A 22,556-nucleotide genomic window follows, 5' to 3' on the forward strand; every position below is an offset into this window, starting at 1 on the left:
TTTTTTTCTTGCTTTTTAATGGCAGAAAATTATTATTGGGCAAAAATATATGCCCATTCCCCCCTTATGAAAGTATAAGAAGAAAATGGGCATATATAAAAAATTTAATTATTTTATGATTAAATATTGGAGAGTGCGTTTCTTACACTTTCAGCTGATTCCAATAATTGATTTGTTTCTTTGGAAGAAAGCTTAACTTCGAAAGATTTTACAATACCCTCGGCACAAACCATGCGAGGTATGCTTAAGGCCACACCGCGTATACCATATTCACCTTCAAGAACAGCGGACATTGGCAGGATAGTATGTTCATCATATAAAATTGATTTTATGAATCGACAGGCAACCATAGCAATACCTGTATTGGTCCAGCCTTTTAAATTTATTATATCGTAAGCTACCTGAACGACAGCATCTTCAATAGCCTGACGATTTATTTTTTGTGAGAAATTGAAACAATCATCAAGGTGTTCAAGGGGCATGCCGGCGATATTGACAGTACTCCAGGCCGTAAAAGCGCTATTACCATGCTCTCCTAAGATATATCCATGGATGTTTTTTGGATCAACATGATAGTGATCAGCTAAAATGCGGCGAAAGCGAAAGGTTTCAAGCATTGTACCAGTGCCTACGATTTTTTCCCGCGGATAATCAAAATGGGTAGAAATATAGTATGTTGCCACATCAAGTGGATTAGTTATTGCAATTATCATTGCATCCTTGGTATACTTGATTATTTCAGTCATAATGCTGTTCATTATTTTGGTGTTGGTTTTTGCCAATATTAAACGATCCGGTTTTTCACCCGGTCTGATGCTGGGACCGGCAGTAATAATTATTATACCGGCATTTTGGCAATCCTTATATGTACCTGTATGTACATTTATGTTCGTACTGTATATGCACGAAGTGGCATGACTGGCATCAAGAGCTTCACCCTTTGCTTTGTCGGCGTTTATGTCTATTAAGACTATTTCAGACGCCAGCTGAAAATCGGTTATTTTGCCTAATATTGCCGAACCGACATTACTGGCACCGATAATCACAATTTTACCTTTGTTTATCATGGAAAATTCTCCTCCCTATCACTCGTAGGTTTGTCGTATGAATAAATTTGCGGCATGGTGATGTCAACAGGCAGTTCTTCTGGCTAAGCTTCATCGTTTATTGCGCCTTCTCAAGATTATTATCTCAATGACATATTGCAATTTACTCTGCATGACAGCTGCGGGACAGCTCCGGATTTTACCGGATTCTCTATTAAGTCACTGACACCTGTTCCTTGAATTCGTATGGGCATTATATTCATTTATGCTGCTGGACTAAATATAATATACTACATGCCAATATTGTGGCACATAACACGATAAATGTCAATAATGATGTAAAATTATGAAAATGATAAAAATATAAGAATAAATGATATTTTTCATCAATATGTACTTATTATTATAGTATAAATTATAAACATAAGAATAAAAACTATTGACAATGATATGAAAACATTTATGATAAAGAAAGATATTTTGAAAAATGATTGGAAGATATAAATTGGGTAAAATTGAAATAAAAAATCTTATATATAAATACAAACAATTTGATAATGAAAAAAATGCCTTGGAAAATATTAATCTCACAATAGATAAGGGTGAGTTTATTGCTGTAGTAGGGCTTAATGGTTCAGGAAAATCTACATTGGCACGTCAACTGAATGGGCTATTGCTGCCAACGAAAGGCGTATGCATTGTTGATGGCATGGATACCAGAAATGAAGCGACTATTTGGCAGGTGCGGCAAAAAGTAGGAATGGTATTTCAAAATCCCGATAATCAGATAATCGCGGCAATCGTTGAAGATGATGTAGCTTTTGGTCCGGAAAATCTGGGAATAGTGCCACAAGAGATAAAAAAACGTGTCACAGAAAGTTTACGAGCGGTGGGAATGGAAAAAAAGCGCAAATTCGCTCCTCATCTTTTATCAGGTGGACAAAAACAACTGATTGCAATAGCAGGAGTATTAGCGATGCGTACAGATTATCTGGTACTGGACGAGCCAACGGCAATGCTTGATCCGTCTGGAAGAGAAGCTGTGTTAAAAGCGGTGCGGGAAATTCATGAAAAATATGGGATAACAATAATACTTATTACTCATTTTATGAATGAAGCGATAATGGCTGACCGAATAATTGTAATGCATATGGGGAAAATTGCTGTTGACGGTAGTCCCAGGCAGGTGTTTAGTGATGCTGCAAAAGTGAAAAGATTGGGACTGGAAATGCCATTGGCAGCGCAGATAGCTCATAGGCTGCGTCTAAAAGGGATGGATATAGCAAATGATATTTATAGTACAGATGAGTTGATAGAAAATTTGAAAGTTAATTAGGTCGATCGATAGATGCATCTGGCAACTTTAAAGATTTTAATAAAAAAGCGTTCCATATTATGGATAGGGTTTTGTCATAATCAAATTTGGGGTGGCATATTACACGCACCAGATAACCATCTAACATACATAAATAGGCATGCGCTAACTCTAAAGCAGTCTCATCAATAAAAATTTTATTATTGATGCCTTGTTGGAAAATGGTAGCAATTGTTTCAGCTAATTGCTTATTGGTTTCCTGTATTGATAGCAATACATCATGTGTGCAATCAACCGGAGGAAACAGCCAGACTCTCATCCAAAAATATAATTCGTTGCGATGCTGCAGGAAATAGCCGCTGATAGAAAAAAAGATATGTCGCAATCTGTCATCGGGTGGGATAGCAGACGTTTGGTCAAGATTTTCCCTGAAAAATGTCAGGTAATTGTTTTTGACTGTTTGCAGTACGGTAAGTAAAATTTCCATCTTACTGGAATAATGGGCATAAATTGATGGTTTTTTTATACCGGCTTTTTTCGCAATATCCGCTATGGTTGTAGCATCATAACCTTTTTCGGCAAATAATAGCAATGCCGCTGTACTAATATCTTGTGCTGACATGTTGTCCTCCGTTTTGTAGGGATGTTTTTAAACAAAAATTTATTGAAGTTATTTTATTGCTGAAGATTTTTATTGGCAGAAAAATGTTTCAGCTTTTTATAGTAACTGTGTTGTGAGATTGCCAGATAGCAATAAGCAATAATAATGCCAAATCTACTTATTAACCATAAACCCAGGCGTCTAAGGCCGGAATTGATACCAAAAATTTTCATGATTTTAAATGATGAAGTGAAATCATAGAACTTCCGCACAGCACGGAGAAATTCTTTTTGTAATTTCCAAGCGGACATATTATGTGGTTCAAATGTAACATTCATCATGTCGAAATAGCGCCAGTTATTTGTTATAAGACGATTTTCTTGGTCAAATTGCCGATAAACAGGAGTTCCCGGAAATGGCGTTAAAATGGCTGGTTGTAATTGATAGGCGTGGATATGACGGCAAAAATCGACACCACGGCGTATGTCACTGATATTGTCATTGTCCAGACCTAAAACTAAGCTGGCAATTAATCTGATTTTATATTTTGCTAGTTTATTAGCACATTTTTCAATATCGACAATTTTTTGTTTTTTATGTATAGAATTCAGGGATTTTTGGTTTAATGATTCAATTCCTACTAATACACGATTCAGGTGGGCTTGCTGTAATAACTGTAAAAGCTCATCATCTTCTGCCAGATCTGTGCGGCCAAAGAAAAAAGTTTCTTTGAAAATGAGGTTTTCTTTAATCATGCGGCGTAGTAGTTCCTTAGTACGATTTTTATTGGCGGTAAAATTGTCATCTTCGAAGTTCATATATTTGAATCCTAATGACTTATAATAACGTAATTCTTCAATGACATTTTCGACACTGCGTTCACGATAAGGGTGAAACATTCGTGAAGTTGTACAGAAACTGCAGCAAAATGGACAACCACGCGTTGTTATCACATTTGCAGCGTTGCAATGCGAACTCCGTAGTAGTGAGTAATCAGGAAAGGGAATTTTATCTAAGTCATTAATTATTGGTGCATGAATTATCTTGCTGTCGATATTTTTTTCAACGACATCTTTGATGACACTTTCTGCTTCACCGACAATGACTTGATCGGCATGCTTTATTGCTTCTTCAGGAACAGCACTGGCATGCATTCCACCGATAATGACATGCTTATTACGTGCACGAAGTGCATCAGCTATTTGATAGGCGCGCGGTGCACAGGAAGTCATTGTGTAAATACCGATGACGTCAGCATTATTGCATTGGGAAAAATCAATATTATCATTTAGTTCTTCATATACGTCGACGCAATGGCCGGCGTTTTTTAGAATATGGCCTAATATTAATGGACCGGTAATGATATTAGAATAACCATAAATATTGCCGCCGATTCTATAAAGTGGTGTGCGGCGTATTGAGTCAGTCGGAACGATAAAAACCACTTTCATATTAACCTCGCATTCCGCCGCTGTCGCTTACGGCACAAATAGTAATTAAAACAAGGTTGCGACGCGCCCTCGTTTGTTAGAATTATTTTGGTGAGAAAATATACTATAAAGCATGTGATGAGTTGAAGACTATCAGCTCATCTTGTTAAAATCAGTATATTAACCAGTGTTTGACTTTGTCTGTACAAAACCAATAAGTGACTCTTTGAGACTATATGCTGATCTGCAATACTTTTTTTATATTCTCTTAAAAAAACGTACATCATTATTTCCACTGTTGAGAAATTTCAATGCCGATATTTTATTAAAAACATTTCTTCCTACCTAACGTTAGTTCGTTAATGAGAATTTGTCAAGCTTTAGGGAAACTTTTTATGATAATTGTAGTTAGCTATTGGATGATAAATGATTATGATGCTATTTTTTTAAAGTCGGCGGTAAAAATAACAGAAACATTTCCACTACATAGGATAGTTCAGTAACGGGGATGACTATACCATATATTTCTTCTATAGGGGAAAAACTTTTTTGGATTGTGTCGAACAAATCATAATGGCTTTTTTTGAGAGTGCTATAATTTTTATACGGCAATGCTTCTTTACGAATGACACGTTCCAGCATGCATATTGAATGGAAAATGAATTTGACAAAGATGTTGTCAGTGATTGTTTGGTTGTAATTTGTTAATACTTCGTGCAGCGATTGGCCGAGCAGGTCAGTCGCTTTTTTTACGTCAATGAAGGTGGTTATATCTGATAGAGAGGTTATTATCTTATTAAATAGTTGGAGATCTACACCTTCTGCCCAAGAAAATGAATTGGAAATGCTGGATTCCGTTTGCAGTTGTGACGTGTATATGAATTGGTTATTTAATAACCGTGCAATGTCATTCAAAGTAATGTCGGGCATCATGCAGCGGCGGGCGGCTTCTAATAGTAATGGCGTTGATATGTTATTAATAGTTTTTATCGTTGCCGGAAATTTAGCATTTATCATATCACCAAAATCAACTAATGAACCCATATCTACAAGCATGAGGATACCACGGGGGGTGTTGATTCTTTTGGATAGATCAATGGCAAGTGTCAGGGTAGTGTCTATTTTTGCGTCAAGCGGCATATCTATGGCATAAATTTCAGGATTGCCCATTAGAGCTTTTACAACCTCTACCATACTGCTGGCAGTACTGCGTCCATGACATACAACTATTATAGGGATGAAGGAGGATTTATTTTGTTTTATGGTGTGGAAGAAAGAAGCAATGATAGCAATTTCTTCCGGAGGAATTGCCATGGCAAATAATTTTGCGGCATCGGAACATATATTTTTGGATAATACATATTCATTAGGGTATTTGGCTGATATATCCTTAACATTAATACCTGTGGCAGATTGGCCGTTTTCCAGACGATCTTTAAGCATTTCCAGATGCAGGGCCAGACTGTAGATCATTTTATTGTCATTGGTATCAAAATAGTCTTTTGTCTTTGACAGGTGATTTTTTATTAGGTGAATAATATCGGTATTGACAATTTTATTCAATATTTCTTTATCAATTTTTACTTTTTTGTTATCGTTGATATTATTTTTTTGACGATGAAGCTTGGAATGAATTTTTTCTTTTATTGTCTCAATGGCAATACCGTCTTTATAAAATGATTGGGCAGTTTTTAATATATCTTCATAAAAAGCAGCATTTACGGCATAATCATCCTTTATTAATAAGTCACTTAACTGGTCATTAGTACCATCGAAAGTAATGGAGGTTATATCATTAAAATTAAAAGTTTTATATAATCCCTGGCGATGAGAGGTTGATTGAAAAAATTCATTTTTTAAATTATCAGTTAACTGAGAAAGTTTGATTGTTATACCTGGTGTATTATTGGGATTTACAGATAGAACGTTCTCAATAAAGGCATTAGCACAAAGTACTTGTATATCGTTATGCAGTTGTCCGATATTACCGCTGCACTTATATGTAAGCAATACTTTTATAACTTCTTTAGAAACGATTAAAGGTTTTTTTATTATCTTTGCTTCTGTTTGGAAAAAATGGTTTATAAATTTCATACGTACTTTTAGCGGTCTTTCACTGAGCATAGGCAGGGTAATTAAAATGGGAATACGGCGAAAAAAGGTTTTTAATATGGCGGATTGCGGATTTTCTGTTGTGGCAGCTAAAATTAGGACGTTGGCTTTATGAAAATTTTCACTTTCACCTAATTTACGATATTTTCCATGATCTATAAGTGAAAATAGCATTTCCTGTCCTTCAGGCGGCAGCCGATGTATTTCATCGAGAAATAGAATTCCTCCGTCAGCCTGTCCTACGAGACCGGTAGTCTCTTTAAAGGCACCGGTAAATGCGCCTTTAGTGTGACCAAATAAATGAGATAATAGTAATTGTGTATTTTCAGCATAATCGGAACAGTTGAAAATGATAAAAGGGGCATTTTTTTTTAAAGTTTTCATTTCTATTGCATAACGGTACATTATGTTGGCAAAAGTGGTTTTACCACTACCGGTTGGTCCTGTTATTAATGTATGGAGTCCATTAGGAGGATATAATATGGCTGCTTTAGCCTGCTTGGATTGAGTGTAAAGATCGTCAGATATGCCGATTAGATTATCAAATACATCATGATTTTTACCAGTATGTAAGTTCTTTTCATATACAGGTGGAGCGGGAAAGTTTTGATGTCGGGTGGGAATCTTGGTGGTGAGGATGGGAAGGGGGTTATCCATTGAAGTGATTCCGGTTAAATAATTCTTAAATTCAATAAAATTACTAAAGATATTTTTATGCAAGTGGATATTATAAGTTTTTTCTAATAATGTCTTTTCAATATATAATACTGGCTTACCATTTATTTTCAATACACGGTCTTGTTTGAGGGCTGTATTTAATTCCATGCTGACATTATTACGTAAAATACCGGTATTATTGGCAATATATATGGTTGTACAGCCTAGTTCAGGAGAAATTTCCGGATAAGTATGCTTAATGACATTATTACCATATTCTTTAAGGACATGGAAGATTTTTTGACTGCGTGAATAATGCATGTTTAAAGTACTCCTTTATAATAATTGATACAGATTGTTGATACACATAATATTAATACACATAATTTTAGCATAGAATGTGTATTAATATTAATAAATTTTTGTAGAATTGATAAAAAAAGAATATTTTTAATATACAAGTAACCCTTGTATATGTCTATAAACAGTTGATTTAAATAGATGATACACATGTAGTTATGTGTATTGGCACGGTTATTGCGTTATAAAACTATAAGCTGGTAAGACAAGGAGGAATTATATGATTGCAGTTTTGCTCTTAACACATGAAGATTTTGGTAAAGCAATGCTGAAAAGTGCCGAGCTGGTGCTGGGGACGGTTGAAAAAGCTAAAACGATGGGGCTGCATCGCGGAGATGATATTGGAGGCTTTTGCAGCGATGTTGGGGCAGTAATAAATGAATTGAACCAAGGGGAAGGTGTTTTGGTTTTTGCTGATTTATTCGGAGCAAGTCCTTATAATGCGGCTGCTATAGCGAGTTCTAAGATTAGCGTTCCTTATAAATGCATAACAGGGCTGAGCTTTCCAATGCTGTTGGAAGCACTGACAATGCGCAGCAGCTGTAACCTGGCTGAGTTGACTAAGCATTGTATGGAAGCCGGGAAAAACGGAATAAAGGAATTATTTGAAGAGTTGTCATCAACAAAAGCATAAAGGAGAGAAAAGTTATGTTAAATATTGTATTGACTAGAATTGATGATCGATTAATTCATGGACAGGTTGTAACGGCGTGGGCCAAGGTGACAAAAGGGAATAGGATTATAGTTGTAGACGACAAGGTAGCCAATGATGAATTTATGTCAAAAATAATTAAAATGGCAGCACCGGCGTCATTTAAGATTGGTATTCATACGGTCGAAGCGGCGGCAGAAATACTGAAAGGTGATGATATGGGGGAAAGAGTGATTGTTTTAGTTAAGACACCAATGACAGTGAAGTCACTTATGGACAATGGGGTAAAAATACAGGAACTTGATTTAGGAGGAATGGGAGCAACAAAAGGGCGTAAACAACTTTATCGAAATATTTCTATTTCGGATGATGAAAAGATATGTTTTAAAGAATTGATTGACGATGGAGTACATGTGGTAGTGCAGATCGTACCGGATGATTCTCCAAAAGATATACAAAATTTTTTTAAATGAAGGGAGATAGTTAAAAAATGGAAGTTACAGTGATTCAGGCAGGCTTAATAGGGTTGTTTTATTATCTTTCATGGAGTCCATGGTTAACTTATGTTGGATTTTTTACTTTTAACAGGCCACTTTTGGCAGGTTTTATAACCGGTATTATTTTGGGACATCCATTAGAAGGAGCATTGATTGGTGCTGGGATAAATGTAATATATTTAGGATTTATTTCAGCTGGTGGAGCTCAGATGGGGGATCCATCTTTTGCCGGTTATGTGGGGACAGCGTTGGCAATAGCATCAAATCTTGATGTAGGTACGGCAATGGCCATATCGGTACCATTGGGAACAATAGCGACGGTTCTGTGGATCGGTAAAATGACGGTAAATTCATTTTTTGTGCATTGGGCAGATAAAGAGGTAGAAAAAGGCAACATTAATATGGTGGCATTTATTAATGTAGTACCACCACAGATACTATTGTTTATTATGAGTTTTATCCCGGCAACGCTGGTAGTTTATTATGGCCCTGCTGCTGTAAACGGAATGCTCAGCTTGCTTACACCAAATATTTTACATGTGTTCAATGTAATAGGGGCAATGCTCCCGGCACTTGGTATTGCGATGAACTTGAAATTGATTGGTAATAGTTTTACAATGCCGTTCTTTGTTTTAGGGATTTTATGTTCAGTATATTTTGGCATGGATATTATCATAATTTCAATAATTGGTGCAGTCATTGCTTTGACAATAAGTACTATAAATTACAGTAAAAATGATAAGGGAGGCAATGTATAAATGGACGCTAATAAATTAACGAAGTCCGACGTACGTAAATCATGGTTAAACTGGTTCATGTTTGCGCAGTCAAATTATAATTATGAACGCTTGCAGGCTACAGCATTTGCGCATGCAATGCTGCCAATAATGAAAAAACTTTATCCACAAGACAAAGAAGAGCAAAAACAAGGCATAATACGGCATATGTCATTTTTTAATACGGAACCAATATGCGGTTCTGTCATACATGGCGTTACGGTGGCCATGGAAGAAGAAAGGGCTGGCGGACAGCCAATCACCGATGAAGCTTTTAATGGCATAAAAACAGGACTGATGGGACCGTTGGCCGGAGTTGGGGATACGCTTACACAAGGTGTTATAACGCCGATAATGCTGGCCATATGTATTGGGATAACCAATAATAATAATATTGCCGGACCTATTATTTTTCTTGTTGCACAATTTATAATCATGACCGGAATATCTTATAATATGTGGTTTAATGGCTATAAATATGGTAGAAGGGCAGTAGAAGAAATAATGTCGGGCGGGAAAATAAATAGAGTGATAGAAGCTGCTTCACTTTTGGGAACGATGGTAATGGGGGGATTGGTAGGTAGATTTATTCCATTACAATTTTATCTCAATTTTGATTTAGGCGGCGGTGCTATGTTTGATTTACAATATGATTTGCTTGACAAATTAATGCCAGGACTTATTCCTTTGATTTTGACATTGGCAGTTTTACATTATGTCCGCAAAGGAACATCACCGATAAAACTGATGGGAGCATTAATTTTGTTTGGTATTGTGACAGGCTGTTTAGGTATATTTTAAGATATAAAATGTTGAAATAGAAAGGGAGATTGTATTGCGCAATTGGGAAGATTATATAGATAAAAAGATAACATGCGATTGCGGGCGTAATCATGAATGTGATATTCGGCATGTTTTGTTGAAACATGGTGCGCTTTTAGCGGTACCGGAATATGTGAAGGAAAAAGATTACGGTAATATTTGTATTATTGCCGACATTAATACACAAAAAGCAGCCGGAAAAAAATTATATAAGATTTTTGATAAAAATAATATAAAATATAACAAATATATATTTTCTAACCATGAGTTAGTGCCTGACGAGCTATCGGTAGGAAAAGTCATGACTCATATTCCCAACGAATGTGATTTATTAATAGGAATTGGTTCCGGGATAATAAATGATTTGTGCAAATATATTTCTCACATGATTAAGGCTGATTATTTTATTGTTGCTACCGCACCGTCAATGGACGGCTATGCATCCGATGTTGCACCGCTAATTGTGGATAATCTTAAAACTACGTATGAAAATGTGGGACGTCCGGCGGCTATTATAGCAGATACGGCCGTATTAAAAGATGCTCCAATGCATTTAATTACCGCTGGTATTGGTGATATTTTCGGGAAATACGTTTGCTTGACAGACTGGAAGCTGGCTCATCTTATAAATGATGAATATTATTGTCCTAAATTGGTAAATATGATGTATGATGCAGTGGCTGATGTAGCAGCAGCTGCTGATAATGGCATTGCGGAACGCAATGAAACAGCGGTCGCTTCCGTGATGGAAGGATTGATACTGGCTGGTATTGATATGAGCTATAGCGGCAATTCTCGCCCTGCCTCAGGTAGTGAACATCATATGTCACATTACTGGGAAATGATTTTTTTACAACATGGACATGAAGGCGTGCATCATGGCACTAAAGTAGGTGTAGGTACGGTTATATCGCTTATGCTTTATCAAAAAATGGCTGAAAAATTAAGAAATACGACAGTATTTGCAAAACCGCATTTTGATAAAGCGGAATGGATAAAAAATATTCAGTGCGTGTATGGACCTGCAGCACCTGGTGTTATAGCACTTGAAGACCGTGTTCATAAAAACTCTGACGAAAATGTGGCACGACGGCTTGTTATGATTGAAAAACATAAAGACGCAATTATTGACTTAGCAGAAAAATTACCATCCATAGAAGAAATAATAGATAAAATGAAAAAAATTAATGCACCGTATCTACCAAGTCAAATCGATGTTACTAAAGAAATGCTCAGAAATGGTATAATTTATGCCAAGGAGTTGCGTAATCGTTATGGTTTGTTGCAATTGTTGTTTGACTGCGGCTGGCAGGAAGAAATTGCTGATGCAGTATGTGCACAGATAGCAAACATAAAAGCATGAAATAACAACAGTCAGAATTCATAGTATAAAACAAAATGGACAACGGCGTTAAATGGGAAGGAATACGCTGTTGTCCATTCTGTTTGATGATTCTGGAGGGTTTTATAAAAATGGGATAACTTCTTTTACAGAGTCAAATATAAGGTGGGGTTTGACTTTAGAAGATTCCACATCTTTAAGCTTAGTTTCACCGCTTAATACCAACATGCTGTAAAGACCGTTATTGACACCGGTAGCAATATCCGTGTATAAGCGATCGCCAACCATCAGGACTTTTTTGCCGGTTGTATTAAGACGGGCAAGTAAATATTTCACAATATCAGCATTGGGTTTACCGATAATACGGTCCGGATATCTAAAAGAAGAGGCTTTTATGAAAGCGTGGATAGCCCCGGCATCAGGAATAAAACCTGTCTTAGTAGGGCAGTTATAATCAGGGTGAGTAGCTATATATGGCAATCCGGCTCTAACAAAATCACATACCTTAGACATCTTATTATAATCCAAAGTAGTATCAAACGCTGTAACAACTAAATCTGGATTAGTGTCGTCAAGAAGAATGCCATTTTCTGCAAAGTCTTCTTTTAGTAAATCATTGCCTAAAAGAAAAACTTTTTTACCGGGATAATGCTGCTGCAAATAATAAATTGTTGCCTGCCCGGAAGTGATGATTTTATCTAAATCAATATCAAGTCCCATTTTATGGAGCTTATCAACGTAGTTTTTAGGACCTTTAGATGAATTGTTAGTCAGAAAAACGTATTTACGCTTAGAAGATTCAATTTTTTTGAGAAAATCTTTTGCCCCTTCTATCCAATAATCGTCGAGATAAACGGTACCATCCATGTCGAGAGCAAAATACTCGATATTTTTAATAATATCGTTCTTGTCTTCGTTTATATTTGAAAACATTTTTTTACACCTCTTTAGTTACTTTTATCGTTGATTAGAGTATAACTAAATAACAAATTAATGTCAATCGATTATTTTAAATATAAAACAACGATTTATGCTTTTAATGATAATAAAAAAAGTAAAGTATAATATAAAAAATAATGATAAAAAGAGGCCTTGCTACTGCTGATTATACCATAAAAGCTTTAATTATAAGGGCTTTGTCTGACAGATAAAATAAAATTATAATAAATAAAAAAAGCTTGATTTTTAAAAATGATTTGTTATAATAAAACCAATAAAGAATAGTAAAACAAAATAAACGAAAGATTTAAACAGAAAAAGGACATGATTTAATCTTATAAAATGAATCATATCTGGAAAATTTCGGTTCAATGAATAAATGGTGGTGTTTATTGAATAGAATATGACGGCCATGTTGTATATACGTTGAGCATTTTTGTGATCTATTGCATCTATTGCAGAAGGGATGAAAATAAATGAAATTAACAGCAGAAACAGTAAGCAAAATGGAAATCAATGATTTTATCGGAAAGAGAATTCCGTGTGAATGCGGTCGGGAACATTATATGAATGTTGATAAAGTTATTATTGGGAATGGTGTCATAAATCAAGTTGCTGATATTGTTGAAGAATATAAAAGCAAACATCCGTTAATAGTAGCAGATTCACATACGTACAAGGTAGCTGGCAGTCTTGTGGAAAATTTATTAAAACAAAAAGGTGTCGATTATAAGACAGTTATATATACTGTGGATCGTGACTTGGTTCCGGACGAGCAGGCCATGGGAAAATTGATTTTGGCGGTTGATAATTCAACGGATTTTCTTATCGCTGTTGGTTCGGGAGTACTTAATGATCTTACTAAATATATAAGCGGTCGTACGGGAATAAGATCAATGATTGTCGCCACGGCTCCTTCGATGGATGGTTTTGTATCAGACACATCAGCGCTCACAATAGATAATTTGAAAACAAGTGTCCCTTGTGCATTACCCAAAGTAGTTTTAGGTGATGTCGATATATTGAAGAAAGCACCGGAAAGAATGATTTTGGCAGGACTTGGCGATATGATAGGCAAATGTTCAGCACTTGTTGACTGGCAACTAAGCAGAATAATAAACGATGAGTACTATTGCCCGGCAACTGCAAAGATATCAGCCGATGCTATCCAAAAATGTATAGATAACATTGATGGTGTAAAAACACGTTCTGATGCTGCCATTGGTAATATTATGGATGGATTGCTCCGTACGGGCATAGCTATGAGTTATGTTAACAATTCCCGTCCAGCATCAGGAAGTGAACACCATTTGTCACATTATTGGGAAATGATGTTTTTATTCCAAGGCAAGGAAGCACTTTTGCATGGCACAAAAGTCGGCCTTACCAGTATTTTAGTCGGCAAGATTTATGAAACATTTACTCAGGAAAAAGTGGATTTCGCTGCAGCAATAGATGCTGCCAAAAAATTTGATGAAGCTGAATGGGAACAGGATATCAAACGTCTTTATGGTAAAGCGGCGCCGGGAATATTGAGAAATGCTGCTAAGGATAAAAGAAATTCTGTGGAAAACCGCATCAAGCGTATAGAAAAGATTAGAGATAATTTTGATAAAATTATTGCTTTGGCAAAAACGGCAAAAACAGCGGCATTTATTGAGAATATTATGAAACGGGCTGGTGCACCGCTTCGTCCCCAGGATGTGGGTGTTGATGAAACAATCGTTCATAATAGTATGATGATCGCTAAGGAAGTTCGTCAGCGCTACACTATATTAAATATGCTTTCAGATCTTGGTTTGACAGAAAAATATACAAAAGTAATAGACGATTTTATTAAGAAATAGGTTTTGTGTGATCTAATAGGTTTTTATCAAATAATTGCGGCATAAGAGAGTATAAAATCTCTCCTATGTTGCAACTGTAGGTGGTAAAATGGAAAAAATATTGTTTCTTGCATTTGTTTTTTATGTACTGCAATGTTTCTTTATGTATCGGCAAATGAATCATTTCAAAACCATAGTGAAAGATTTTATGACAAAAGGACATGTTGGAATAGGAGAAAAGAAATACAAACTGGCTGCAGGAAATGTGGTGGTTTTGGTAAGTGACGACGCAGGTCGGATACTTGAGGCGAAACAGATGAAAGGAAGAACTGTGCTGGCAAGGTTTAAGAATATAGTTGAATGGCAGGGAAAGAATGTCAGAATATTGAGACGAGAAGCGCTGCAGGCTAAAAAGCAAAATAAAGCTCTATTGCAGGCTTTGGATAATTTGGAAGAAAAATTAAGTCTATCGTAGTAATGTGGCGATATATTGTTGGTTAAATAAATAGTTAGAAAATTTCCAATATCTTATTTTTAATAATTATTATATTAATTATATTGATTACTTTAAAGAAGGGAGGTTGTGTTTGCAGAGGATACAAGAGGCTAAGTGCCTGTAAGGTATTTTATTTATTATTATTATTTAGGAGGAAATACGATGGGGATTATGCAGGAGCTGGGAGTTCTGGCAGCGGGATTTATCGGTTTATTTCAAGAGGGAGGTAAAAGTTTTGTCGGTATGGTAACAGGAATGTTGCCGACATTGATAGCATTAATTACTGCCATTAACGCATTTATTCATATTATGGGGCAGGAAAGAATCAACAAGCTGGCACAGCTGACAAGCAAAAATATAATTTTACGTTATACCGTATTTAATGTAATCTCAATGTTTTTCTTAGGAAATCCGATGGCATATACAATGGGACGCTTCCTGCCGGAAAAATACAAACCGGCATTTATGGATTCATGTATTACTTTTTGTCATCCAATAACCGGTCTTTTTCCTAATGCTAACCCCGCTGAATTATTTGTATGGCTTGGTATTGCCAATGGTATTGCTCAACTGGGACTGCCTACCAGTGAACTGGCTGTGCGCTATTTTCTGGCCGGTGTAATTGTAATACTGATTCGTGGGATCATCACGGAGAAAATTACGCTTTACATGATGAAGAAAAAAGGCGTCGAACTTTAAAATTGAGCGATAAAGGAGAATAAAACATGGCTGATGCAGTTAGAATAGAAAAAGGACCTAATGGGTTTGGCGGACCGCTGACAATTAAATTGTCAGGAAAACGCAATAAAGTAGTTTATATAACCGGCGGTGAGAAACCGGAAGTTGCTGAAAAGATAGCCCAATTACTCGGCGCTGAATTGGTAGATGGGTTTAGCCACGGTGTTCCGGATGAAGAAATAGCTGTCGCAATTGTCGACTGCGGTGGAACATTGCGCTGTGGTATCTATCCTAAGAAGGGTATTCCGACGGTGAACCTCACACCGGTTGGTAAATCCGGTCCGCTGGCATCATATATTAATGAATCAATATATGTTTCTGATGTAAAAGTCAATGGTATAAGTGCAGCTTCAGCCGACGGTGCAGCAAGCATAAATACAGCTGCACCGGCAGCAGAGACCGTACAACCGGCAGCTAAAAGCGCACCCGCCGGCAAAAGAGAAAAGGGAAATATTTTAATGCGGTTCGGCAAAGCCGCCGGAGGAGTTATCCAGATATTCTTCCAAGCCGGCCGTGATACCATAGACATGGTTGTAAAAACTATTTTACCGTTTATGGCTTTCGTAAGTATGATCGTAGGTTTAATAATGGGTTCTGGGTTAGGTGATTTTATTGCCGTGCATTTATCACCATATGCCGGTTCACTGCCTGGATTGTTTATCATATCCGTTATTTGTTCGCTGCCGTTCTTGTCACCAGTTTTAGGCCCGGGTGCTGTTATTGCTCAGGTAATTGGTGTTTTGATTGGTACACAGATTGGTGCCGGAGCTATTTCACCAGAGTTTGCCCTGCCGGCACTATTTGCAATAGATTCACAAGTAGGCTGCGACTTTATGCCGGTTGGTTTAAGTCTGATGGAAGCAAAACCGGAAACTGTTGATATCGGGGTGCCAGCAATATTGATGTCACGTCAATTGGGCGGACCGATCGGTGTTATTGTGGCTTATTTTGTTGGTATAGGATTGTTTTCGTAAATTTTAAACTAAGTATAAAACACTTTTAGGAAAATCTCGGCTGAAAGTGTTTTATATTATTTGGAGATATAAAATATCCAATAGATAAAATTTTGTACAGATTTAATGTTATAATAATAGAAAAAGGTAATGATGATCTTAGGAGTGAGCAGTTTGAAATACAAAGTAGAAATAACTAACATCGGACCTATGGCAAATGATCTTTTAACAGCCGGTGATATGATCATATTTGAACAATGTGAAATGGAGGCACTGGCGGAAGTTTGCTATATGCATACTAAAGGTGAACTTAAAGAACCGGTAGCCGTTGGCGATCGTGTTAAGATCGGCAGTAAAACTTATGTGGTTGCAGCCGTGGGTGACGAAGCACAGCATACATTAAAAACATTGGGGCATTGTACTTTAAAATTTATTGATAATCCTGAGGTAGAATTACCGGGACAAATTAATTTAAAGGGTGATGGACTGCCTGAGCCGGTCATAGGTGATATTATTTCTATTGAATAACAGGTTGTACAAGAAAAATTATAATAAGGGAACTACTGCGATATGCAGTGGCTCCCTTATTTTTAATCCTGAGAATTCTGACCATAAACAGCAAACTTTTTTAAAATCAAAGCTATTTCTTTGTCATCTAAAATAACCGGTTTACCAATAGAGCGTGCTGTTACATATACTTGAGCGCAGAATTCTATTTGTTCGGCAATGTCGAAGGCCTGTGATATATTATTGCCGCCGGTTAATAATCCATGGTTAGACATAATAACAGCTTTTCTGCCAGTCATGGCATTAAAGGTAAATTCGGCTAATTGTTCAGTTCCGAAAGTGGCATAATCGGCACAAGGAACATCTTTCCCGGCTAAGGCAATGAGATAGCTGGAAGCCGGCAATTTTTCTCTGATCGTAGCAAGAACAGTGCAGTACAGTGAATGAGCGTGGATGACGGCACTGACGTCTTGTCGTTTTTTGTAAAAGATACTATGCAGCAGAACTTCACTTGATGGTTTCTTGGTACCATCGATGATGTTATTATCTAAATCCATAACGACAATGTCATCTTTTTCCATATTATAATAATCCATACCGCTTGGACTTATTGCAAACAGTTTTTGCTCACGGTTAAAAATACTTATATTACCGCCAGTACCCTTTGTCAGGCCGGATTCAATAAGCTTGCGGCAATATTTGACAACGGCTTGGCGTTCTTTTTCGAGTACCATAATAAATCACTCCTTACTTTAATGATTGGTCTAATCAAAGACAATGCAGTTTTTGATTACTTTACCACTTTTATGCGATAAAATTGCATCTTGTATTTGTTCTATGTGATATTCTTCATTGACGAAATCTTTAGAGCTTATTACGCCATTTTTTATTAAATTAAAAGCTCTTTGTACGTATTTGGGAGTAGTGTGAAAGACGCCTTTTATAGTAAGCTGAGAATAATGCAGCATCGTAGTATCCAGTTCCATAGTACTGCCTGATTTGGTACCGCCAAATAAAAGAACACGACCGCCCTTGCGGGCCATATTTATACTTGATTTCCATGTGTCAGGTAATCCGACAGCTTCTATGACAACGTCACCGCCGCGCTGATCATCAGTATAGTGCTTTACTTTATTTATAATATTATCCTGATTAGCATTTATAGTTACACTGGCTCCTAATTTTTGTGCAAGGGCGAGACGAATTTCTGATAAATCAGTAGCAATTACTCGGGCACCGCGTAAGCATGCCAAACGGATAAACATTAAGCCTATTGGACCTGTACCATTGACTATTACGGTGTCTCCTGTTTCTATACCAATTTCAGAAATACCATATACTGCACAAGAAAATGGCTCGGTCAGGGTGGCATCACGGAAATCGACGGCATTTGGAATGTGGAATACGTTTTGCTTTACAATAGGTGCAGGAATAAGCTGGTATTCACTGAAAGCACCAAAGTTGAAGGTGAGATTTTCACACATGGACTGCTGTCCCTGTTTACAATAATAACAATTATTGCAGGGAGCTGAATTGTGAGCGACTACCCGATCTCCCGGTTTAAAAGAGACGACACCTGTACCCACGCTGTCAACGATACCGGCAGCTTCGTGACCAAAAGGATGGGGTGGTGTAAATAATGGATAACCCCGCATGTACATTTTTACATCTGTGCCACAAGTCAGTGCAATTTTGTTGTGAATGACGATTTCACCTTTTTGAGGTATGGGTATAGGTTTGTTTTCTATTCTTACATCTTCAGGAGCATAGTATTGCGCAGTTTTCATTATTATTACCTCACAATTAATAATTTTTAGAATGAACGGGAAATTTATAATAAATGGTTACTGAAAAATGTCAGCTTATGCTTTTTAGATAAGCGGCAATATCATCAACTACTTTGTCGGTACCAATCCCAGTAATAAATGGAAGTCCGGGAAATCTTTTTACACCACCCAGCATCGAATCTGAAATAGTAGTTGTTGGAACAACGATATGCGGTCGAAAAGTAGCAAGCTTAGCGGCAATATCGGTAGCATTGCATTCAAGAACATCTACATCCAGCCCTCTTTGGGACAACATTTTACGGCATTTTTCAGCAGCTACTGTTGAAGTGGCTATCCCTGAACCACAAATAGTCAGAATTCTGTATTTCATGGTAATTATCTCCTCGATTTTATAAAAATTAGTATATTGTCATTTTTTCCGACATAATCTGAGTGAGTCTTTCTGGCGTTTTAGCATGAACAATATTTTCCAATAAAGCTGTATCTTGCAAATTTTCCATAAAACTTGATAATAGTTGCAGTTGATTTTTACTGTTGTTCATTGCCAGCATGAATATAATTTTTACTGAGACATTTTGATTGGCGTCACCCATATTATGGAAAATGACAGGTGTTTTTAGTACACCAACAGCTATCATAGGTTTGTTTACATGACAGCAATCAGTGTGCGGCAACGCTACGCCATAGTTAGAAAAAGCTAAACCGGTAGGGAAAATTTTTTCCCTGTTAAGTATAGCATCAGTATAACTGGATTTAACATAACCGTATTTATAAAGATTAAGGCTTAATTTTGTTAGTGCTTTTTCGGCGGTGTCTGCTTCAAATTGGATTTTGTTGACAGCCATATCGAATTGAAATGTTTTTTTCATATTTACTATTTATTCATTTGTTCCGATAAATGAATAAACAATAATCACCTCTTTGTTATTTATTGAATTTTTTGTTGTTGATATTTTGTGAGGTACATTGTGTGATTAGTTCTTTTATCGTTTGATAGCTTGGAGCATTTTGGTAAAGTATTTTATATAAGGCACAAAGAAAAGGCAGATATGACAGTTTTTTTTGTTCTACAAGTTCTTTCATTAAAAGATAACCGAATTTTATTGCAGGGTAACCTTCAACAGTAATATCATTTTCTTTCATTTGGGCAATAGCCTGGCTGGAAGACAGACCGCCGCCAATGACTTCTCCCAATGTACGATTACGTCCGGCTTCACCGGTCAATTCCAGATCACCTATTCCTGGCAATCCCAATACTGGACCGTATGTGCCGCCTAAGGCCTTTGATAATGATCCCATTTCAGATACAGCATAAATAAACAGTGCACCTTTGGTGTTTTTGTGAAGAAAATTGTTTTTTTGTTTAGGAAACCCTTCTGCCATGCCCAGACCGACGCAATAAGCGTTTTTCATGGCAGCGCATATTTCTGTACCGGCCACATCATCAGTGACATCAATATTATAAATATCAGTTTGCATTATTTGACGTATACGTTGTGCGGTTTCGATGTTTTTACTGGCATAAGTCACAGCTGTTGGAGTACCCCATAACACTTCTACTGCTTTACAGGGACCGGCGACGAAGACAAAATCAACCTTGTTTTTTAATTTATCGGGCAGTCTTTCCATTAAAATTTCCGGAGGTAAAGAAATTTTCCCTCCTTTATTGTAATTAAACCCTTTTGTTACACTGACCACTGTTGTCCCTGGTTTAATTAATGGAACAATTGTTTCAAATACATCACCGAGTGCATCGGAAGTTATTGCCATTACGATGATATCCGTGCCATCGAGTGCTTGCGCAAGCTGCTGATGATAAAAACTTTTTACTGTTTTGGGCAATGGATAATTATGTTTGGGATGATTTTTACCCATTTTTACAGCATCAATTATTGCAGTATCAAGCTTGGTTCCCCATAAGCGGACATCATTACCGTTATCGGCAGCCGGTCTTGTGAAGGCACTTCCCATAGCGCCTGCACCGATTATTGTTATTTTTGCCATGTAAAAGACTCCTTATTTCAAATGTAGTCGTTTATTATTTATCTGCAACTATAGAATTTTTATAAAACCGTTTATAGACAATCCATATAGTTCCGAGTATAAAGACTATAAGATTTAAAATATCCTGATGGGCATAATAAATATCCATTAAGTTACATAGATAAGGACCTGCCATCATTCGCATTGTTTGTATGAAAAACACAAAATCACCTCGATATTTTTTAATTCAAATTAATGAAAGAAAAACTCTACAATCTTATAAATAATGTAAGGGACAAAATGGGAACCACCGTCAAGCGAAGATACGGCAAGTGTTCCCTCTGGGAACGGGAAACCGACAGCTTTAGCCATTGTTGTGCTTACTGGGGCAATATCTGTTGCAATATAAAGGATGGCGACCATTAAGATAGTACTTATTATCAGACCACGGAATACATTGCCGCGTGAGGCACCAACTGCCCAAAGCAGGCAAAAACACAGACCGGCTAAATCGGTAAATGGCAGTATTCTGTTGCCAGGCAATATAGCGGCTAAGAGTAATGTTATAGGGATCATTAATAAACATACGGCCATAACAGAAGGATGACCGACAACGACAGCCGAATCCAAGCCAATGAACACTTCTTTTCCGGGAAACCGCTTACTTAAAAAATCACGGGCGCTGTCAGATAGAGGCATTAAACCTTCCATTAAAATTTTTGACATACGCGGTAATAAAAACATGACGGCGGCCATATTGATACCTAGTTGAATTACACCTTTAGCATCATAACCGGCTAAAAAACCGATGAATCCTCCTAAAATTAAACCTATGAACATAGGTTCACCGATTACGCCGAATCGCTTTTCAATAATAGCAGCATCTATATCGATTTTGTTAATTACAGGAATTTTATCGATGACTTTATTTAAGAATATGCAAATAGGTGCCCAACCTACATCTTCGGTATGCGGTAGTGAAATTCCCGGCATACCAAAAAAATTCTCTAAATACGGTTGTGTATAGTCAGCCAGCTTTAGAATTATTACTATTGTGATACATGAGGCAATAATACCGAGTACCGGACTGTTGGTCAAATACATTACCAAGCCGCCGGCAAAGATAAAGTGCCAGTAGTTCCAAAGATCTATATCCATTGTTTTGGTCCAATTGAAAGCAAGCATAACAAGATTTATTAAAATACCGAGAATAAAAACTACAGGGACTATAGGAGTCCCGAAACTAATGGCTGCATGGACAGGCCAGCCAACATCGAGAACATCAAGATGCAAACCAAAATTATCAACCATGGCTTTAGCAGCCGGTGAAAGATTTTGTGAAAAAAGTCCTATTACCAGAAAAATACCGGCAAATCCCATCCCGACAGTTAATCCGGAACGAATTGCCTGTGAAAATTTTTGGCGTAAAATCAATCCTAATATAGTTATTATAATTGGCATCATTGCAGTAGGTCCCAGATTTAAAATGAACTGGATGGCGTTCGTTACAGTATCCATATGTTATTACGCTCCTTTTGATGATTAAATTTTTAAATTGTGTTATTTACATATTTGACTATTTAGTGCGCACGTTTAATAATATAAGCATATTGCGTGCCAAGTTAGTGTATAGCTATTATGAGTAGGATATGCCAAAAGTGTTATAATAATTCTATACACTAAACTTTTACAAAATATTGTGTATAGAATTATTATA

Annotated in this window: 22 protein-coding genes and 1 riboswitch; of the genes, 11 read left to right on the forward strand and 11 right to left on the reverse strand. The window is 36.7% G+C overall.

Going from position 1 to position 22,556, the window contains the following annotated elements; translation table 11 throughout:
• Positions 1-119 precede the first annotated feature (119 nt).
• Positions 120-1,067 (reverse strand): L-lactate dehydrogenase, encoded by a 948-nt coding sequence (locus F8M42_RS01725; protein ID WP_182187698.1) that lies wholly within the window; start codon positions 1,065-1,067, stop codon positions 120-122.
• A 52-nt stretch (positions 1,068-1,119) separates the two neighbouring features.
• Positions 1,120-1,294, reverse strand: a riboswitch (cobalamin riboswitch).
• Positions 1,295-1,551: 257 nt separating this feature from the next.
• Between F8M42_RS01725 and F8M42_RS01730 the strand changes: the two genes are divergently transcribed.
• Complete coding sequence (locus tag F8M42_RS01730) at positions 1,552-2,382, forward strand: energy-coupling factor transporter ATPase (RefSeq protein WP_229711394.1); 831 nt, start codon at positions 1,552-1,554, stop codon at positions 2,380-2,382.
• Here F8M42_RS01730 and F8M42_RS01735 read toward each other — a convergent pair.
• The 3 genes from F8M42_RS01735 to F8M42_RS01745 all read right to left on the reverse strand — a co-directional run bounded on the left by F8M42_RS01735 (position 2,375) and on the right by F8M42_RS01745 (position 7,482).
• Positions 2,375-2,983, reverse strand: coding sequence for a TetR/AcrR family transcriptional regulator (locus F8M42_RS01735; protein ID WP_182187700.1), 609 nt, complete (start codon positions 2,981-2,983; stop codon positions 2,375-2,377). The two genes, F8M42_RS01730 and F8M42_RS01735, sit on opposite strands and share 8 nt — an antisense overlap.
• Before the next feature lie 53 nt (positions 2,984-3,036).
• Positions 3,037-4,413, reverse strand: a complete 1,377-nt coding sequence (locus F8M42_RS01740; RefSeq protein ID WP_182187701.1) for a B12-binding domain-containing radical SAM protein — start codon at positions 4,411-4,413, stop codon at positions 3,037-3,039.
• Positions 4,414-4,830: 417 nt separating this feature from the next.
• Positions 4,831-7,482 (reverse strand): sigma-54-dependent transcriptional regulator, encoded by a 2,652-nt coding sequence (locus F8M42_RS01745; RefSeq protein WP_182187702.1) that lies wholly within the window; start codon positions 7,480-7,482, stop codon positions 4,831-4,833.
• A gap of 259 nt (positions 7,483-7,741) precedes the next feature.
• Between F8M42_RS01745 and F8M42_RS01750 the strand changes: the two genes are divergently transcribed.
• The 5 genes from F8M42_RS01750 to F8M42_RS01770 are packed head-to-tail and all read left to right on the forward strand — an operon-like array spanning position 7,742 to position 11,631.
• Complete coding sequence (locus tag F8M42_RS01750) at positions 7,742-8,155, forward strand: PTS sugar transporter subunit IIA (RefSeq protein WP_182187703.1); 414 nt, start codon at positions 7,742-7,744, stop codon at positions 8,153-8,155.
• Between the two features lie 14 nt (positions 8,156-8,169).
• Positions 8,170-8,646, forward strand: a complete 477-nt coding sequence (locus F8M42_RS01755) for a PTS sugar transporter subunit IIB (RefSeq protein WP_182187704.1) — start codon at positions 8,170-8,172, stop codon at positions 8,644-8,646.
• 17 nt (positions 8,647-8,663) lie between these two features.
• The gene (locus tag F8M42_RS01760; protein WP_182187705.1) at positions 8,664-9,428 is read left to right on the forward strand and encodes a PTS mannose/fructose/sorbose/N-acetylgalactosamine transporter subunit IIC; all 765 of its coding nucleotides are present in this window, start codon (positions 8,664-8,666) and stop codon (positions 9,426-9,428) included.
• A complete protein-coding gene (locus F8M42_RS01765; protein WP_182187706.1) occupies positions 9,429-10,247 on the forward strand; it encodes a PTS system mannose/fructose/sorbose family transporter subunit IID in 819 nt (272 codons plus the stop codon).
• 34 nt (positions 10,248-10,281) lie between these two features.
• Complete coding sequence (locus F8M42_RS01770) at positions 10,282-11,631, forward strand: sn-glycerol-1-phosphate dehydrogenase (protein WP_196603042.1); 1,350 nt, start codon at positions 10,282-10,284, stop codon at positions 11,629-11,631.
• 102 nt (positions 11,632-11,733) lie between these two features.
• Here F8M42_RS01770 and F8M42_RS01775 read toward each other — a convergent pair whose 3' ends face one another.
• Positions 11,734-12,543 carry an HAD-IIA family hydrolase gene (locus F8M42_RS01775; protein WP_182187707.1) on the reverse strand — a complete coding sequence of 270 codons (810 nt, stop codon included), beginning with the start codon at positions 12,541-12,543 and terminating at the stop codon, positions 11,734-11,736.
• Positions 12,544-13,025: 482 nt separating this feature from the next.
• Between F8M42_RS01775 and F8M42_RS01780 the strand changes: the two genes are divergently transcribed.
• The 5 genes from F8M42_RS01780 to F8M42_RS01800 all read left to right on the forward strand — a co-directional run bounded on the left by F8M42_RS01780 (position 13,026) and on the right by F8M42_RS01800 (position 17,090).
• On the forward strand, positions 13,026-14,396 hold the full coding sequence (locus F8M42_RS01780) for a sn-glycerol-1-phosphate dehydrogenase (protein ID WP_182187708.1): 1,371 nt from the start codon (positions 13,026-13,028) through the stop codon (positions 14,394-14,396).
• 88 nt (positions 14,397-14,484) lie between these two features.
• Positions 14,485-14,850, forward strand: a complete 366-nt coding sequence (locus tag F8M42_RS01785) for a transcriptional regulator GutM (protein ID WP_182187709.1) — start codon at positions 14,485-14,487, stop codon at positions 14,848-14,850.
• Between the two features lie 192 nt (positions 14,851-15,042).
• Positions 15,043-15,570, forward strand: a complete 528-nt coding sequence (gene srlA, locus F8M42_RS01790; RefSeq protein ID WP_182188586.1) for a PTS glucitol/sorbitol transporter subunit IIC — start codon at positions 15,043-15,045, stop codon at positions 15,568-15,570.
• Between the two features lie 26 nt (positions 15,571-15,596).
• Positions 15,597-16,583 (forward strand): PTS glucitol/sorbitol transporter subunit IIB, encoded by a 987-nt coding sequence (gene srlE / locus F8M42_RS01795; protein ID WP_182187710.1) that lies wholly within the window; start codon positions 15,597-15,599, stop codon positions 16,581-16,583.
• A gap of 153 nt (positions 16,584-16,736) precedes the next feature.
• Entirely contained in the window at positions 16,737-17,090 is a 354-nt protein-coding gene (locus F8M42_RS01800) for a PTS glucitol/sorbitol transporter subunit IIA (RefSeq protein ID WP_231035148.1), read from the forward strand.
• A gap of 62 nt (positions 17,091-17,152) precedes the next feature.
• On the opposite strand, the gene F8M42_RS01805 is transcribed toward F8M42_RS01800, so the two are convergent.
• The 6 genes from F8M42_RS01805 to F8M42_RS01830 form a co-directional block, all read right to left on the reverse strand.
• Positions 17,153-17,803 (reverse strand): L-fuculose-phosphate aldolase, encoded by a 651-nt coding sequence (locus tag F8M42_RS01805; RefSeq protein ID WP_182187711.1) that lies wholly within the window; start codon positions 17,801-17,803, stop codon positions 17,153-17,155.
• 30 nt (positions 17,804-17,833) lie between these two features.
• Positions 17,834-18,856, reverse strand: a complete 1,023-nt coding sequence (locus F8M42_RS01810) for a zinc-dependent alcohol dehydrogenase (RefSeq protein ID WP_182187712.1) — start codon at positions 18,854-18,856, stop codon at positions 17,834-17,836.
• A 70-nt stretch (positions 18,857-18,926) separates the two neighbouring features.
• Entirely contained in the window at positions 18,927-19,226 is a 300-nt protein-coding gene (locus F8M42_RS01815; RefSeq protein WP_182187713.1) for a PTS sugar transporter subunit IIB, read from the reverse strand.
• Between the two features lie 28 nt (positions 19,227-19,254).
• A complete protein-coding gene (locus F8M42_RS01820) occupies positions 19,255-19,725 on the reverse strand; it encodes a PTS sugar transporter subunit IIA (RefSeq protein WP_182187714.1) in 471 nt (156 codons plus the stop codon).
• 55 nt (positions 19,726-19,780) lie between these two features.
• Positions 19,781-20,860 (reverse strand): NAD(P)H-dependent glycerol-3-phosphate dehydrogenase, encoded by a 1,080-nt coding sequence (locus tag F8M42_RS01825; protein ID WP_182187715.1) that lies wholly within the window; start codon positions 20,858-20,860, stop codon positions 19,781-19,783.
• Between the two features lie 231 nt (positions 20,861-21,091).
• Entirely contained in the window at positions 21,092-22,357 is a 1,266-nt protein-coding gene (locus F8M42_RS01830) for a PTS galactitol transporter subunit IIC (protein WP_182187716.1), read from the reverse strand.
• Positions 22,358-22,556 lie beyond the last annotated feature (199 nt).

Source organism: Pectinatus frisingensis (assembly GCF_014076555.1).
Lineage (GTDB): Bacteria > Bacillota > Negativicutes > Selenomonadales > Selenomonadaceae > Pectinatus > Pectinatus frisingensis.